Source organism: Protofrankia sp. Cas3, from assembly GCF_963555955.1.
Classification (GTDB): Bacteria; Actinomycetota; Actinomycetes; order Frankiales; family Frankiaceae; genus Protofrankia.
The window spans coordinates 1-14,650 of record NZ_CAUVXP010000149.1 but is presented as its reverse complement, the minus strand read 5'-3'; the positions used below and the strand labels follow the sequence as shown (position 1 = coordinate 14,650).

At 68.3% G+C, this 14,650-nt stretch carries 12 protein-coding genes and 1 tRNA gene; 9 read left to right on the top strand and 4 right to left on the bottom strand.

The window, feature by feature from the left end:
- Window positions 1–176 precede the first annotated feature (176 nt).
- The 6 genes from U9983_RS21975 to U9983_RS21950 all read left to right on the top strand — a co-directional run bounded on the left by U9983_RS21975 (window position 177) and on the right by U9983_RS21950 (window position 5,686).
- Window positions 177–1,691 carry an FtsK/SpoIIIE domain-containing protein gene (locus U9983_RS21975; protein WP_322755833.1) on the top strand — a complete coding sequence of 505 codons (1,515 nt, stop codon included), beginning with the start codon at window positions 177–179 and terminating at the stop codon, window positions 1,689–1,691.
- On the top strand, window positions 1,688–1,912 hold the full coding sequence (locus U9983_RS21970) for a hypothetical protein (protein WP_322755832.1): 225 nt from the start codon (window positions 1,688–1,690) through the stop codon (window positions 1,910–1,912). The genes U9983_RS21975 and U9983_RS21970 overlap by 4 nt, the downstream gene beginning before the upstream one ends.
- Window positions 1,909–3,585, top strand: coding sequence for a replication initiator (locus U9983_RS21965; protein WP_322755831.1), 1,677 nt, complete (start codon window positions 1,909–1,911; stop codon window positions 3,583–3,585). Before U9983_RS21970 ends, U9983_RS21965 begins: the two co-directional genes overlap by 4 nt.
- A 188-nt stretch (window positions 3,586–3,773) precedes the next feature.
- Window positions 3,774–4,241, top strand: coding sequence for a hypothetical protein (locus U9983_RS21960; RefSeq protein WP_322755830.1), 468 nt, complete (start codon window positions 3,774–3,776; stop codon window positions 4,239–4,241).
- Between the two features lie 99 nt (window positions 4,242–4,340).
- The gene (locus tag U9983_RS21955) at window positions 4,341–4,556 is read left to right on the top strand and encodes a helix-turn-helix domain-containing protein (protein WP_322748428.1); all 216 of its coding nucleotides are present in this window, start codon (window positions 4,341–4,343) and stop codon (window positions 4,554–4,556) included.
- The gene (locus tag U9983_RS21950) at window positions 4,553–5,686 is read left to right on the top strand and encodes a tyrosine-type recombinase/integrase (protein ID WP_322755829.1); all 1,134 of its coding nucleotides are present in this window, start codon (window positions 4,553–4,555) and stop codon (window positions 5,684–5,686) included. The genes U9983_RS21955 and U9983_RS21950 overlap by 4 nt, the downstream gene beginning before the upstream one ends.
- Window positions 5,687–5,828: 142 nt before the next feature.
- On the opposite strand, the gene U9983_RS21945 is transcribed toward U9983_RS21950, so the two are convergent.
- Window positions 5,829–5,902 (bottom strand) — tRNA-Gly (locus U9983_RS21945).
- A 236-nt stretch (window positions 5,903–6,138) separates the two neighbouring features.
- Here U9983_RS21945 and U9983_RS21940 point away from each other — a divergent pair.
- Both U9983_RS21940 and dcd read left to right on the top strand, forming a co-directional pair.
- Complete coding sequence (locus tag U9983_RS21940) at window positions 6,139–6,858, top strand: TNT domain-containing protein (protein ID WP_322755828.1); 720 nt, start codon at window positions 6,139–6,141, stop codon at window positions 6,856–6,858.
- An 83-nt stretch (window positions 6,859–6,941) separates the two neighbouring features.
- Window positions 6,942–7,547, top strand: a complete 606-nt coding sequence (gene dcd / locus U9983_RS21935) for a dCTP deaminase (protein ID WP_322748425.1) — start codon at window positions 6,942–6,944, stop codon at window positions 7,545–7,547.
- A 75-nt stretch (window positions 7,548–7,622) separates the two neighbouring features.
- Here dcd and U9983_RS21930 read toward each other — a convergent pair whose 3' ends face one another.
- On the bottom strand, window positions 7,623–10,046 hold the full coding sequence (locus tag U9983_RS21930) for a glycoside hydrolase family 65 protein (RefSeq protein ID WP_322755827.1): 2,424 nt from the start codon (window positions 10,044–10,046) through the stop codon (window positions 7,623–7,625).
- Window positions 10,043–10,858 carry a beta-phosphoglucomutase family hydrolase gene (locus tag U9983_RS21925; RefSeq protein ID WP_322755826.1) on the bottom strand — a complete coding sequence of 272 codons (816 nt, stop codon included), beginning with the start codon at window positions 10,856–10,858 and terminating at the stop codon, window positions 10,043–10,045. Before U9983_RS21925 ends, U9983_RS21930 begins: the two co-directional genes overlap by 4 nt.
- A gap of 326 nt (window positions 10,859–11,184) precedes the next feature.
- Between U9983_RS21925 and U9983_RS21920 the strand changes: the two genes are divergently transcribed.
- Window positions 11,185–13,032: a phosphatidylglycerol lysyltransferase domain-containing protein gene (locus U9983_RS21920; RefSeq protein ID WP_322755834.1), complete on the top strand. Its 1,848-nt coding sequence runs from the start codon at window positions 11,185–11,187 to the stop codon at window positions 13,030–13,032.
- Between the two features lie 93 nt (window positions 13,033–13,125).
- Here the strand turns inward: U9983_RS21920 and U9983_RS21915 are convergent.
- The coding region (locus U9983_RS21915; protein WP_322755825.1) for a (Fe-S)-binding protein at window positions 13,126–14,650 on the bottom strand (1,525 nt) is incomplete at its 5' end.

The window sequence follows — 14,650 nt, the reverse complement described above, 5'->3', positions numbered from 1 at the left end:
CTGTGAACGGCTCCTGTTGGACCGCACGGCCGACGACACCGATAACGGGGCTGCGGTAGCGGCCTGAGTCTGGTTCTTCTCCTCGCGGGTGCCGGGACCGATTGCGAGCGCTGTTCTTCGCCGGTTCCGGACCGCTGATTCTCGATTCTTCCAATGCTGGGTGGGTGTGATCTGTCATGGCCAGAATCAACGGCTCCCGGCCGTTTCCCGACGTGCCGACCAGGCATCCGAAAATCGACGTGCCGCTGTGGGCGGTCCTACTCGGGCTCGCCGGCCGGATAGGCGCCCACCTGGTCGTGTTCCTCGTCCGGCATCCGGTGGCGGTTGCGGTGCTGCTCGCGGTGGCGGTGGTCCGCCAGCGGTTCGGCCTGGTCGGGCTCGGCGTCGGGCTCCTGGTCCTGGCCGTGGTCGCCGGGCTGTGGCGGCTGCTCCATCGCCGGTCGTTCACCTGGCTGGTCGGCTGGATCCGCGGCCGGCTGCGGCTGCTGGTCATCTACCGGTGGCGGTGGCGTCCGGTCATGGTCCATACGGATCTCGCGATTCGGATTCCGGTGTCCAACGGCGACCGGGTCTCCTTCGCCGAAACGTTCCCCCGGATCCGGACGATCCGGTCGGACCGGTGGGGCGACCAGCTGCGGATCGAGCTGCTCTACGGGCAGACCCCCGAGCTGTGGGCGGAGCAGGCCGAGGCGCTGCGGCACGCGTTTCGGGCGCGGTCGTGTCGGATCCGTTCCGATCGGGTGGGGTTCATCTGGGTGGACTTCGCCCGCCGCGATCCCCTCGCCGTTCCCGTCCCCCCGTTCGACCTGGACGGGCCTGATGCCGACGGAACCGGCGATGGCGACGATGACGGTCCGGTGGATCTGTCCGGGATTCCGGTCGGCCGCCGGGAGGATGGCGAGCTGTGGCGGCTGCCGGTCCGCGGCGCCCATGTGCTGATCGCCGGGGCGACCGGGGCGGGGAAAAGCGCGGCGGTGTGGGCGACGATCCGCGGCCTTGCCCCGGCGGTCCGCGCCGGCCTGGTCGAACTCTGGGTGTGTGATCCAAAAGGCGGCATGGAGCTCGCGTTCGGGCAGGCGATGTTCTCCCGGTTCGCGACCGACACCGACAGCATCGCCGATCTCCTCGACGACGCGGTGGCGGTCATGCGGAAACGCGCCGCTCGGCTGCGCGGGGTGGCCCGGTCGCACACTCCGACCACCGACGAACCCTTGATCGTCGTGATCGTCGATGAGATCGCCTCACTCACCTCCTATGTCACCGACCGGGACCTGAAGCGGCGGCTGTCGGCGTCGTTGCCGCTGCTGCTGTCCCAAGGCCGGGCACCGGGCGTGGTGGTGATCGGTGCGGTGCAGGATCCCCGCAAAGAGGTGCTGCCGTTCCGGGACCTGTTCCCGGTCCGGGTCGCGCTGCGGATGACCGAAGCCGACCAGGTCGATCTCGTGCTCGGGGACGGTGCCCGCGACCGCGGGGCACGCGCGGATGAGATCGGCGAGGACATGCCCGGGGTCGGCTACGTGCTCCTCGACGGGCAGGCGGACCCGGTGCGGGTGCGGGCGGCCTGGGTCGACGATGCGGAAATCTCGCGGATGGCCCGTCGGTATCCGGTGCCGGCGGTCGCCGAACTGCTCGATCTGGTCGGTGACGGTCCGGACGGCTGGACACCGGATGTGGACGGGCGGGCGGCATGACGGCGGGTCCGGAGGAATACGCCCCGGTGTATCCGCTGCCGGTCTGCGGCTGGTGCCGGCATCTGTGGGTCGCGCACTGGGCGGATGACGGCTGCCAGATACCGGCGGGGCGGTGGCGGGTGTGTGGCTGCCGAGAACCGCCACCCGACCACCCCGACCAACCTCACCCCGATCTCGACGATGACGGCCAGGACCACGGACAGAAGGGACGGGCGGCATGACCGAGGTGAGCACCCCGCCGCCGGCGGGTAGCCGGGCCGCCCGCCTGCGCCAGCCGCTGGCCCGCCATGTCCTGGAGGCGGTCGCGGCGGAGAACGGGGTGTGTATCCGCCCACTGGCGATGCGCCGCGTGGACATGGTTACCGGGGAAACTGAGATCATCCCGATGGCGTGCGGGGCCACCCTCGCGAGCAAGTGTCCGCCGTGTGCGGAGCGTGCCCGCAAGCTCCGGATGGCGCAGTGCAAGGCCGGCTGGCATCTCGATGACGAACCACTCCCCGACCCCGACCCGCCGACCGACGATGCGAAGACGCTGGTCCAGCTCCGGGCGGATCTCGAAGCGGTCCGCACCGACGCTGTGACCGGCCACGATGTGGATCAGGTCGGCGAAGTCGACGATCTGATCTCCCAAGTGGACGCGGCGTTGGAAGACCTCGGGGTGCGCGGGAAGGCGGCGCCGGACAGTCGGGATCGGCCGCGGCGGACCCGGTCCACCCGCCGGCGCCAAGACGTCGCCGACCTGCCCCGGCTGCCGGTGGATCGGCGGACCGTGGGGCGGACGTTCACCGGAGCGGACGGGACGGTGTGGCGGCCGTCGATGTTCCTCACCCTCACCTGCGACAGCTACGGCCGGGTCACCTCGGAGGGCGCCCCGGTGGACCCGGACGGTTACGACTATCGGCGGGCGGCCCGGGATGCGATCCACTTTCCCAAGCTGGTGGATCGGTTCTGGCAGAACATGCGGCGGGCGGTGGGGTACGACGTCCAGTACTTCGCCTGTCTGGAGCCGCAACGGCGGTTGGCTCCCCATCTGCACGCGGCGATGCGCGGCACGATCCCGCGAGTGCTGCTCCGCCAGGTCGCGGCGGCGACCTATCACCAGGTGTGGTGGCCGGCCTGCGACCGGGCGATCTACAGCGCCGACCGGCTGCCCGTCTGGGACGAGCAAGCGGGCGGCTACCTCGACCCGGACTCGGGCGCATCCCTGCCGACCTGGGATGAGGCGTTGGACGCGATCGGCGACGATGCCGAACCCGCCCACGTCGTCCGCTTCGGGGTGCAGGTTCGCGCCGACGGGGTGACCGCGACCAACAGCAACACCGGCCGGTTGATCGGCTACCTGACCAAGTACCTGACGAAGTCGTTGGACACCTGCCACACCATCGCCACCGACGCGCAGCGGAACCATGTTGATCGGCTCGCCGACGCGCTGCGGTACGAACCGTGCTCGCCGGGCTGCGCGAACTGGCTGCGCTACGGCGTCCAACCGAAAAACCCCCGCGGCGGGCTCGTGCCCGGACGATGCAAGGGCAAAGTCCACCGGCGCGAAACCCTCGGCTTCGGCGGACGCCGCGTGCTGGTCTCCCGGAAGTGGTCGGGCAAGACTCTTGCCGACCACAAAGAAGATCGGAAGGTGTGGATTCGGGAACAGCTCGCGGTCCTCGGCCATACCGATACCGACACCGGCGACGGCGGCCAGGGCGCCGCGCCCGACCGGGTGGTCTGGCAGCTCCTGCACCCCGGGGACCCGGCGACACCCCGCCGGGAACACCTGCTGCTGCGCGCGGTCGCGGACCGGCACCGCTGGCGCGCCCAACTCGACGCGGCCCGTGCGGCCCGCGGAGATCCCCACCCGGTTTCGGCAACCGACCCTGGCATGCCCCACGCCGCCTGACCCGACAACTGATCAATGGAGGGGCCATGCGCTCGACAGCATCCAGTACGGCTTTGCCCTGGTTCGGGCGGGCTCCGCCCATAGCCCCGGCTTAATCGTCCGCATGGCAGGCGGTCCCGGCGGGTGCGCCAAACACCACACCGGGACCTTGATCCGCACCCCTTACCCAACAAGGAGCGACAGACCCGATGCCTATCATTCCGCCCGGCCACGGCCCATGGCGCAGCCCCTCCGCCGGCGAACCGTTCGTCAGCATGCACCGCACCAACCACGGCGACTACGAAGTCACCGTCCGACCCGGCGCCGACGGTTTCGACCTCGCCCGCGTCCTGGTCACCCTCCCCATGGACGCGGTGTTCACCGAAGCGTTCGGCGACGTCGAAACCATCCTCATCTTCCGCACGCCGACCGGCACCCGTGTGCCCGCTCCTGCTGGTGCCCCGACAGCCGACGGGAACGGCAACGGCGGATCTGCTGCTTCCGCCAATCCGCAATCCCCCGCCGGATGGGTGCCACAGATCCCGCTGACCAACGACACCCGACCGATTTCGGCAACCGTCACCAGGCAACTTCTCGCCTACGTCCTGGCGGCCCTCGTCGCGACCCCCGGTTCCACCAGAGGCGTTCCCGGCGGCGCGCGGACCATCCCACGCTGAGGCGAAACCGCCGCGGTCTCCCCTCCATTTTTTCCCCGTCCCTGTCCGGCAGACACTGCCACGCCACAGGGACGGGGACCCTGACCCAGAAAGGCTCCCGTGGATCACCTACTTACGGTCGAACAGGCGGCTGAAATCCTCGGTACACCGGTCCGGTTCGTACAGCGGATGATCGCGGAACGGCGAATCGCCTACATCCGGCTCGGCAAGGTAAAGCACGTCCGGATCTACCGGAGCGACCTCGACGCGTTCATTACGGCCGGTCGCGTCGAAGCGAACGACGTTCCCACCCCGCGCAGGCGGAGGGCGGCATGAAGCGGCGGCGCTACGGCAACGTTCGCAAGCTGTCATCGGGACGCTGGCAGGCCCGCATTACAGGTCCAGACGGCAAGATGATCCCCCTCGGCACCTTCGCGATGAAACGCGAAGCTGACCAGGCACTCGCGGCGACCGAGACCGACCAGACACGCGGCACGTGGACCGACCCGTCCACCGGTAAGCAACGCTTCGACGCGTTCGCCGAACACTGGATGCGGACACGCGCGCTGCGTCCGATGACCCGCACCCTGTACGAGCGGCAGCTACGGCTACGCATCCTGCCGACGTTCAAAAGCCTCGCCGTAGCCGAAATCGCGCCGAAGCTTGTCCGCGAATGGTATGCGGGGCTGATGGCGGAGGCCACGACGAACGGACGCGGTGTGGTGACGGTGGAAACCACCTACCGGCTTCTCCGCGCAATCCTGATGACAGCAGTTGAGGACGGGCTTATCCCCAAGAACCCGTGTCGGATCAAAGGTGCCGGCACCGTCCGTGACGCACCCCGCCCAGAGATCACGATCGCACAGCTCTGGAAACTCGTCGACACCGTGCCCGAGCGGTATGCGGCGCTCGTGCTCCTGGCCTCGGCAACGGCGCTTCGCTCGGGAGAACTCTCCGCACTGCGCCGGCGAAACATCGACCTGCACCGGCGAACGATCCGTATCGACCCGGACGACGGGCAGTATGTCGAGCCCGGCGGCGGGCAGAAGCCGTACTTCGGGCCACCCAAGTCCGACGCGGGCGCACGCACGATCGTGATCCCGGATGCGATCCTTGGCCGTCTCGCGGTCCACATGGCGGAGCACGCCCAACCCGGCCCGGACGGGCTGGTGTTCACGACCAAGGACGGCAACCCCGTCAGCCGGCACAACCGCTCATGGTGGCGGCGGGCCTGCCGGATCGTCGGTGTCGACGAGGAAGCCCATCTTCACGACTGCCGGCACGCGGGTCTGACGCTCGCTGCGCAGTCCGGCGCCACCCTGCGCGAACTGATGGCGCTCGGTGGCCACTCGACCCCGCGCGCCGCGCTGATCTATCAGCGTGCCAGCGGGGAGCGGGCGTCCGAAGTCGCCCGGGGAATGTCGGCCCGCCTGGCAAAGGGTGACCCCCGGCCGCGCCGGTCCTGATGGCACATCCGCCGCTACTGGCACGCCAATGGCACAAACGGACCTCAGCCATAGGAACGTGGGGGTTCCAGGGGGCTCGGCCCCCTGGGCAGACAATACGAAACAAGCAGGTCAGACCCTGTCTGACACACTTCGCCCGGAGTGGAGCGGGCGACGGGAATCGAACCCGCGTTGCAAGCTTGGGAAGCTCGTGTTCTACCTCTGAACTACGCCCGCGTAGTACGTACAGCATCCTACAGGCCGCCACGGTCGCGGTGCGGGCAGGCCCCGCCCGTGCCGGTATGCGTCGCCGGGCCCGTGTGGGGTTCGAGGCGACCCGCGTCGAACCCAGGTCGACAGGGTGATGACACGTGGCGAACCGCCGCACCGGCGCCCCGACGCGAGATAGCTAGATCATATGACTACTCTCCGGAGTCAATGCGCCACATGAGCGCAACCCCGGGGAGGAACACGTGCGATTTCGCAAGACGCTCGTCGCGCTGGCGACCGGAGTCCTGGTCGTCGGCGGCACGACATCCGCCACCGCCGGCGACATCGCGATCACCAGCGGCCTGCCAACGGTGTCGATCACGCCGCTCGACCAGTGCTCCGCGGCCAACCTCGACGACGATCGCCGCCTCGGACCGGCGAACCTCCCGCTCTTCGGCGCGGTGGGCAAGACGCTCTTCTTCTATGACAGGACCGGCGGCCAGCCCACGCAGCAGTTCCTGGACACCTGGTGGGATCCTTCCATCCAGACGCCTTTTGGCCTCGGAAACTGGGTGTATCCCGCGAATTCCGGATATTATATCAATCCGAATGGTACGCCTGTACGAATGGTGACAGCGCTGACTCCGGGGCAGGAAATCGACCGGTTCGGCGGGACGGGTGGCAACTTCCTCTCCCCCGAGGGAACGCGGTATGCCGACCGGGCCCTCCCGCCGTCCAACCTGGACTCCACCACGGACCCAGGTGGCTGTGACTACCACGTCTACCGGGTATTGAAGGCGTTTCACGTCTACTCCGGAGCGATTCGCCCGTGGTTCGACCAGCCCGGCAACGGTCGGCAGTACCAGCTGGTGTGTTCGCTCATCCCAGCGTCGCAGGGCTGCGACCCGACGACCGATGCCCTGCCCGTCCAGTGGCTCCTCGACAACCAGTACCTGGCGGAGGTCCCCCCGAAGGACGTGTAGCTCGACGTGGCCGGCTCCCGCGGCGGGACAGGAGCTACCGGCGGCCGCCGCGGCAACCACCGCAAGCGGTAGCGTGCTCGAACGTGCTGCTGTCTGACGGGGACATCCGAGCGGAGATCGTCGCGGGCCGCGTATGCCTGGACCCGTACGATCCGGCGCTCGTCCAGCCGAGCAGCGTCGACCTGCGGCTCGACCGGTGGTTCCGGGTGTTTCAGAACCACCGGTACAGCCACATCGACCCCGCCGTCGAGCAGGAGGACCTCACCGACCTCATCGCCCCGGACGACGACGAGCCGTTCGTCCTGCATCCCGGCGAGTTCGTGCTCGGCTCCACACTGGAGATCATCACCCTGCCCGACGATCTCGCCGGCCGGCTGGAGGGCAAGTCCAGCCTCGGACGCCTGGGCCTGCTCACGCACTCCACCGCCGGTTTCATCGACCCCGGCTTCTCCGGCCACGTCACCCTTGAGCTGTCGAATGTCGCGACCTTGCCGATCAAACTCTGGCCGGGGATGAAGATCGGACAGCTCTGCCTGTTCCGGCTCTCCTCCCCGGCCACCCATCCCTATGGTTCAGCCGTCTACGGTTCCCGCTACCAGGGTCAACGCGGCCCGACGCCGTCCCGCGCGTACCGCGACTTCACCCGTGCGGCGGTGCCACCGGGCGACCGCGACCCGACCCTGCCGTAACCATGCGACGATCAGAAACCCAGGCAGCCAACAGGTCAGGCGATCAACAGGTCAGGCGATCAACGGGTCAGGCGATCAACGGGTCAGGCGATCAGAGGTCCCCCCGTCGGTGCGGAAGAGCTCCGGTTCCCGCCCGGGTGGCTGCAGCGGCCGGGGCCGGGCCGGGGTGGCAGGCACATCACGGCATACCGGACCCGCCATCGACACCTCGAGAGCTTCACCATGATGCAGGATGGTGATCGGGTCGCCCCGCAGCAGGACGTAGCATGCGACGGCATCGGTGACCTCGACCCGCAGCCGCCGTCCCCGTGGGCACACGATGAACGCGAGCCTGCTGATCCCCTCCGGCAGCCGGGGCGTGAACGACAGGGTGGCCGGGTTGGCCGTTCCCGAGTTTCCTGTTCCCGAGTTGGCGGGTCCGGGGTAGTCACGCAGCCCGCCGAACCCCTCGACCAGCGCGATCCAGCTTCCGGCCAGGGACGCCATGTGCAGGCCGTCGAGGGCGCGGCCGTCCAGGTCACGAAGGTCGATCAGTGCCGCTTCGCGCAGGTAGTCATGGGCAAGCCCGAGATGCCCGACCTCGGCCGCCAACACCGCCTGGGCCGATGAGGACAACGAGGAGTCGCGAACGGTCAGCCCCTCGTAGTAGGCGAAGTTGCGGGCCTTCTGCTCGTCGGTGAACGACTCCCCCCGGCGTTGCATCGCCAACACCAGATCTGCCTGCTTCACCACCTGTTTGCGGTACAGGTCGAAATACGGAAAATGCAGGAGGAGCGGGTACTGGTCAGGACGCGTCTGCTCAAAATCCCACACCTGATGGCGGGTGAACCCAGCCGACTGGGGGTGCACGCCCAGCTTTTCATCGAAGGGGATGCACATGTTCTCGGCGGCGTCCCGCCAGGACGCGGCCTCCTCGGCGTTCACGCCCAGTTCGTGCGCCTTCTCCGGATGCCGCCGGACCGCGTTCGCCGCCTCCACCAGATTCTGCTGTGCCATCACATTGGTATAGATGTTGTTGTCGACGACCGCGCTGTACTCGTCCGGCCCGGTGACTCCGTCGATGTTGAAGGCGCCATCCAGGTCATGATGACCCAGAGACCGCCAGAGCCTGGCCGTTTCAACCAACAGTTCCAGGCCGATTTCCCGGTCGAATACGTCGTCGCCGGTGACGCGGACATGACGCACGACCGCGTCCGCTATATCCGCATTGATGTGGAACGCCGCCGTGCCGGCGGGCCAGTACCCGGAGCACTCCTCTCCGTGAATGGTCCGCCACGGGAAGGCCGCTCCGGAGAGGCCGAGCAGGTGGGCCCGTTCCCGGGCCATGGGCAGGGTGGCCTGCCGCCACCGCAGCGCGTCCGCCGCCGCGTTCGGCACGGTGTAGGTGAGCACGGGAAGGACGTAGCTTTCCGAATCCCAGAACGTGTGGCCGTCGTATCCGGGACCGGTGAGACCCTTCGCCGGAATCGGCCGACGCTCGGCCCGCGCACTCGCGGACAGGACGTGGAACAGGGCGAAACGGACGGCCTGCTGCACCTCGGCATCACCGTCGACCTCGACGTCCGCACGGGCCCAGAAGTCGTCAAGATAGGCCCGCTGTTCGGTGAGCAGCCCCGCCCAGCCGGTCTGGCGGGCGGCGGTCAGCGCGGCCGCGGCCTGGTCGCGCAGGGCCGGCAGGGAACGCTGTACCGACCAGCCATAGGCGATGAACTTGACAAACCGCAACTTCTGACCTGGATCCAGCAGGATGGTGATGGTCACCCGGCAGGAATCGGCATCACTCTCAGCGGTCACCCCGGTCGAGGACCGCCGGTCAATGACATGATCCATGGCGGCGGCGACCCGGATGCCGCTGTGTCGCGTCCGGTGCACCAGCTCGGCATGCGAACCGTGGCTGCCGTTCCACTCCGCCACCAGCGGAGCCTCCAGTACGGCGGCGGCCCGCGGGTCCGCGGACTGCGTCGGCAACTGCTCGTTGGCGACCAGTTCGGACTGCACGACCAGCCGGGCCGAGGCGTCCAGTGGCTCGACCTCGTAGCAGATCGCCGCCATGGCCCGCTGCACGAAGGAGACCAACCGCACCGATGACACGCGGACCGCCTGGCCCGCCGGTGACACCCATTCGGCGGTCCGGCTCAGCACGCCCCGGCGGAAGTCCAGGATCCGTTCGTGGGACCGCAGGTCCCCGTACCGGACGTCGAAGGGTTCATCATCCACCAACAGACGGATGAGCTTTCCATTGGTAATATTGATCATCGTCTGGCCGGACTCCGGGTAGCCGTAACCGGCTTCCGCGTAGGGCAACGGCCGCAGCTCGTGGACGGAGTTGAGATAGCTGCCGGGCAATGCGTGCGGCTCTCCCTCATCGAGGTTCGCCCGCAGGCCGACATGCCCATTGGACAGGGCGAACAGCGACTCCGCCCGGGCCAGCCGGTTCGGATCGAGGCCGCATTCGCGCAGCTGCCATGGATCGACCGGAAACGACATGCTACCGATCACGAGCCGCTCCCGCTGCCGCGGACCGCACGGTCCGCACCCGCACGGTCGGTGCCCATACTGCCGGCGACGTCGTCGGTGTCGAACAGCTCACCGAGGTCGGAGATGACGATATCCGCACCATGCGAGCGCAGAGCGTCCGCATGCCCGACCCGGTCGACGCCGACGACGAACCCGAAACCTCCGGCCCGCCCCGCCTCGACCCCGGCGATCGCATCTTCGAATACCACCGCGCGCGACGGCACCACGCCGAGCGCGCGGGCACCGGCCAGAAAGGTGTCAGGCGCCGGTTTACCCGCCAGGTGCTCGCGTTCGGCGACAATACCGTCGATCCGGACAGGTAGCAGACTATCGATGCCGGCGGCGGCAAGTACCTCCGCGCAGTTCGCGCTCGACGATACGACGGCCCGTGGGACGCCTGCAGTCGCCAGTGCTCGGAGGTAACGTACAGAACCGGGATAGGCGGCAACGCCACCTTTACGGATCATGGCTGTTACGAGTTCGTTCTTGCGTTTGCCCAGGCCATGGACTGTGTCGGCGGATGGAGGATCGTCCGGGCCGCCTTGGGGCAGCTCGATGTGACGGGAAGCGAGAAACGACCTGATGCCGTCCACCCGGGACTTGCCGTCAACATAGGGGGGATAATCGTCAGCAACGCTGAACGGAATAAATGGATCATCGGTGCGTTCCGCCCGCCGGCGGAGTAATGTGTCGAACATCTCCTTCCAGGCTGCGGCGTGGACGGCGGCCGTCTGCGTCAGCACACCATCCAGGTCGAAGAGGCGTGCCCTGATGTGTTCGGGTAGTCCGAGCATCCGTTCAGTCCTCTCGGGAGCGCCTGCGGGATCGTCCTACCCGGGGACACCCGTGCCTGACCGTGCGGCACGCGAGGTAACGTCCCGCGGGCGGTCCCAAGCGGGCCGGACAGGTCTCAGACCGATACCCGTACCCAGCCGGCCAGCGGCGGCGCGACTATGATCTTTCGTGCCACTGACGGCCACCGGACCTGACGCAGGGAAAGGAGGCACCGTCCGTGACAACCGTCAGCCGCGACAGCCCTCCCACGAAGGCCACCGCAACGAGCCAGCTCGGCGGCGATGCCCATGGGAATCATGGGAGCTCACGGCCGGCACGACCTCTGTTGCCGGCCTGGAACCGCTCATGGGTCCCGACCGTGGCCGCTGCTCTGGTGTTCATTGCTGGACTGATCGACATCGTGTCGGCGGTCACGCCGGAGTGGCGCGACCGGCTGGACGTGATCCGTCAGATCCTGCCGGGGGCGGCATCGCGCCAGGCCGCCGCCTTCACCGTGGTGGTCGGGCTCCTCCTGCTGCTACTCGCCCGTGGTCTGCGCCGACGCAAACGCCGCGCGTGGCTCGGTGTGGTGACGCTGCTGGGCGCAAGCGTCGTCCTGCACGTGGTCAAAGGTCTCGACGTCGAAGAAGCGGTCGCGTCGGCGGCGCTGGTCGTCGGGCTGGTGCTGGCCCGTGGCGAGTTCCAGGCCAAGGGTGATCCGACGACCCGGTGGCGGGCGCTGTGGGTCGGGCTGCTCCTCACCGCGGCCTCGATCACAGTCGGGATGCTCCTGCTGCGGATGGGCGCCGGCCGTCTACTCGGTCCGCATCCGCTGACCACTCAGTTCACACACGTCGTCGAGGGTCTGGTCGGCATCCACGGACCGCTCCGGTTCAGCTCCGATCGGCTCTCCGACCTCGTCACCCGGATGCTGCTCACCATGGGCCTGCTCACCATCGCCACTGTCGTGTACCTGGCGCTACGCCCGCCGGAACCACGCCCGCGACTGTCCGCCGAGGACGTCGAGCGGATGCGCGCGCTGCTCACGCGGCACGGGGACGCCGACTCGCTGGGTTACTTCGCCCTGCGCGGCGACAAGACCGTCGTCTGGTCGCCGACGAGCAAGGCCTGCGTGGCCTACCGGGTGGTGTCCGGGGTGATGCTCGCCAGCGGCGATCCGCTCGGTGACAACGAAGCATGGCCGGGCGCGATCCGGGAGTTCCTGCGGATCGCCGCCGAACACGCCTGGATACCAGCGGTAATCGGCTGCTCCGAAACCGGCGGAAAAGCGTGGGAACGGGTCGGCCTGTCCGCGCTCGAATTCGGCGACGAAGCAATCATCGATGTGCGGACCTTCACCCTTGAAGGCCGCGACATGCGAAACGTCCGGCAAGCTGTCGGCCGGGTCGAGCGAGCCGGCTACACCTGCCGTGCCCTTCGGATGGGCGACCTGCCCGCCGACGAACGCAAACGGTTGAAGGAGCAGGCCGAGGCGTGGCGCGGGGCGGAAACCGAACGCGGTTTCTCCATGGCACTCGGCCGGATCGGTGAACCCAGCGACGACAACTGCGTCGTGGTTATGGCCTTTGACCGCGACGGGCCCGACAGCGGCGGTTCGGGCTGCGGCGGTTCGGGCAGCGGCGGTTCGGGCAGCGCACACTCAGGCAGCGCACACTCAGGCAACGCGCAGGACCGCGACGGGTCGCTGGACAAAAAGAGCGAACCGCGGCTGCGGGCGCTGCTGCACTTCGTCCCGTGGGGACCTCGGGGCCTTTCGCTGGACATGATGGTGCGCGACCGCGCCGCGGACAACGGGCTGAACGACTTCCTGATCGTCTCAGCGGTACGGGCCGCGACCGGGCTGAACGTGGACCGGCTGTCCTTGAACTTCGCCTTCTTCCGGTCCGCCTTGGAACGCGGCCAGCGACTCGGTGCCGGGCCGGTGACCCGACGTTTCCGAGGGCTGCTGGTCTTCCTCTCCCGCTGGTTCCAGATCGACAGCCTTTACCGGTTCAACGCGAAGTTCCAACCGCAGTGGTCGCCGCGCTACATCTGCTTTCCAACGAACCGTGACCTTCCTCGCATCGCCCTGGCCATGCTTGAAGCCGAGGCGTTCCTGGTCTGGCCACGGCTGACGATGCTCCCGGGCGCGCGCCGCATGGCGCAGCTGACCCGCCGCCGCCCATCCTGCTGAGTGGTGAGGCCCGAACGCGGAAAAGCCCGGAACGATGTGAATTGGGTGCTGTCAGCATGACAGTGGACTCACATCGTTTCGGGCGTCACCACATCAGTCGGACCCGGATGCTCCCGCCCCGTCTGTCGACCCGGCCGCGTCCGCGGCAACCGTGGTGCCCACCGTGGCCGTCGAGATGCCCCCGGCCTGGACCGGTGCGGCCAGCGAGCGGGCGAGCAGCTGGGAGACGTCGAGGACCTCGACGCCCTCCTTCGCCCCACCCGACTGCTTCTTCTCGGTCACGGCATCGGTCAGCATGACGATGCAGAACGGACAGGCCGTGGAGACGATGTCCGGATCGAGCGCGAGCGCCTCATCCACCCGTTCGACGTTGACCCGCTTCCCGATCTTCTCTTCCATCCACATGCGGGCGCCACCGGCGCCACAGCAGAAGCCGCGCTCCTTGCAGCGGTGCATCTCCTGGCTGCGCAGGCCCGGAATGCTGTCGAGGATCTCCCGCGGCGGGGTGTAGACCTGGTTGTGTCGACCGAGGAAACACGGGTCGTGGTAGGTGACGGAGGAGTCCACCGGCTGGACGGGCACGAGCCGTCCGTCCTCGACGAGCGTGCCGAGCAGCTGCGTGTGATGGATGACCTCGTATGTCCCACCGAGTGCCGGGTACTCGTTCGCGAGGCTGTTGAAGCAGTGCGGGCAGGTGGCCACGATCTTCTTCGGGGCCGCGGCGTTGAGGACCTCGATGTTGGCCTTGGCCATCTCCTGGTACAGGTACTCGTTGCCGAGCCTGCGGGCCGGGTCACCGGTGCAGGACTCGCTCGTGCCGAGGATGGCGAACGACACCCCGGCGATGTGCAGCAGTTCGGCGAACGCCCGGGAGACCTTCTTGGCCCGGTCCTCGATGGCCCCGGCGCAACCCACCCAGTACAGGTACTCGACATCGTCGGGGATGGCCTCGCCGTCGTCGAGCACGCGGACGTCGAACGCCAGACCCTCGGTCCACTCGGTGCGGACCCGGGGCGAGACACCCCATGGGTTGCCGTTGTTCTCCAGGTTGCGCAACATCACGCCGGCCTCGCTCGGGAACGCCGACTCGATCATCACCTGGTAGCGACGCATGTCGATGATGTGGTCGACATGCTCGATGTCGACGGGACACTGTTCGACGCAGGCGCCGCAGTTGGTGCAGGACCACAGGACGTCGGGGTCGATGACCCCGCCTTCCTCCTCGGTACCGACGAGCGGCCGATCGGCCTGTGGCTGACCGGGCTCGGGGACCCGCCCGAAGCCCGACTCGGGTACGTGGTGGACGACGTGCTTCGCCGACGCGTCCGCGGTGCCGGTGGCCGCCGCGGCACCGGCACCGGCCCCGGCTCCAGCCCCGGCTTCGTCGCCGTCCCCGGCACCGTTGGCTGCGAGCAGGTACGGCGCCTTGGCGAACAGGTGGTCGCGCAAGTCCATGATCAGAAGCTTCGGTGACAGCGGCTTGCCGGTGTTCCAGGCCGGGCACTGGCTCTGACACCGCCCGCACTCCGTGCAGGTGGAGAAGTCGAGCATCGCCTTCCAGGAGAAGTCCTCGATCTTGCCGACGCCGACGATCGGGTCGTCAGCCTCCATCAGGCTC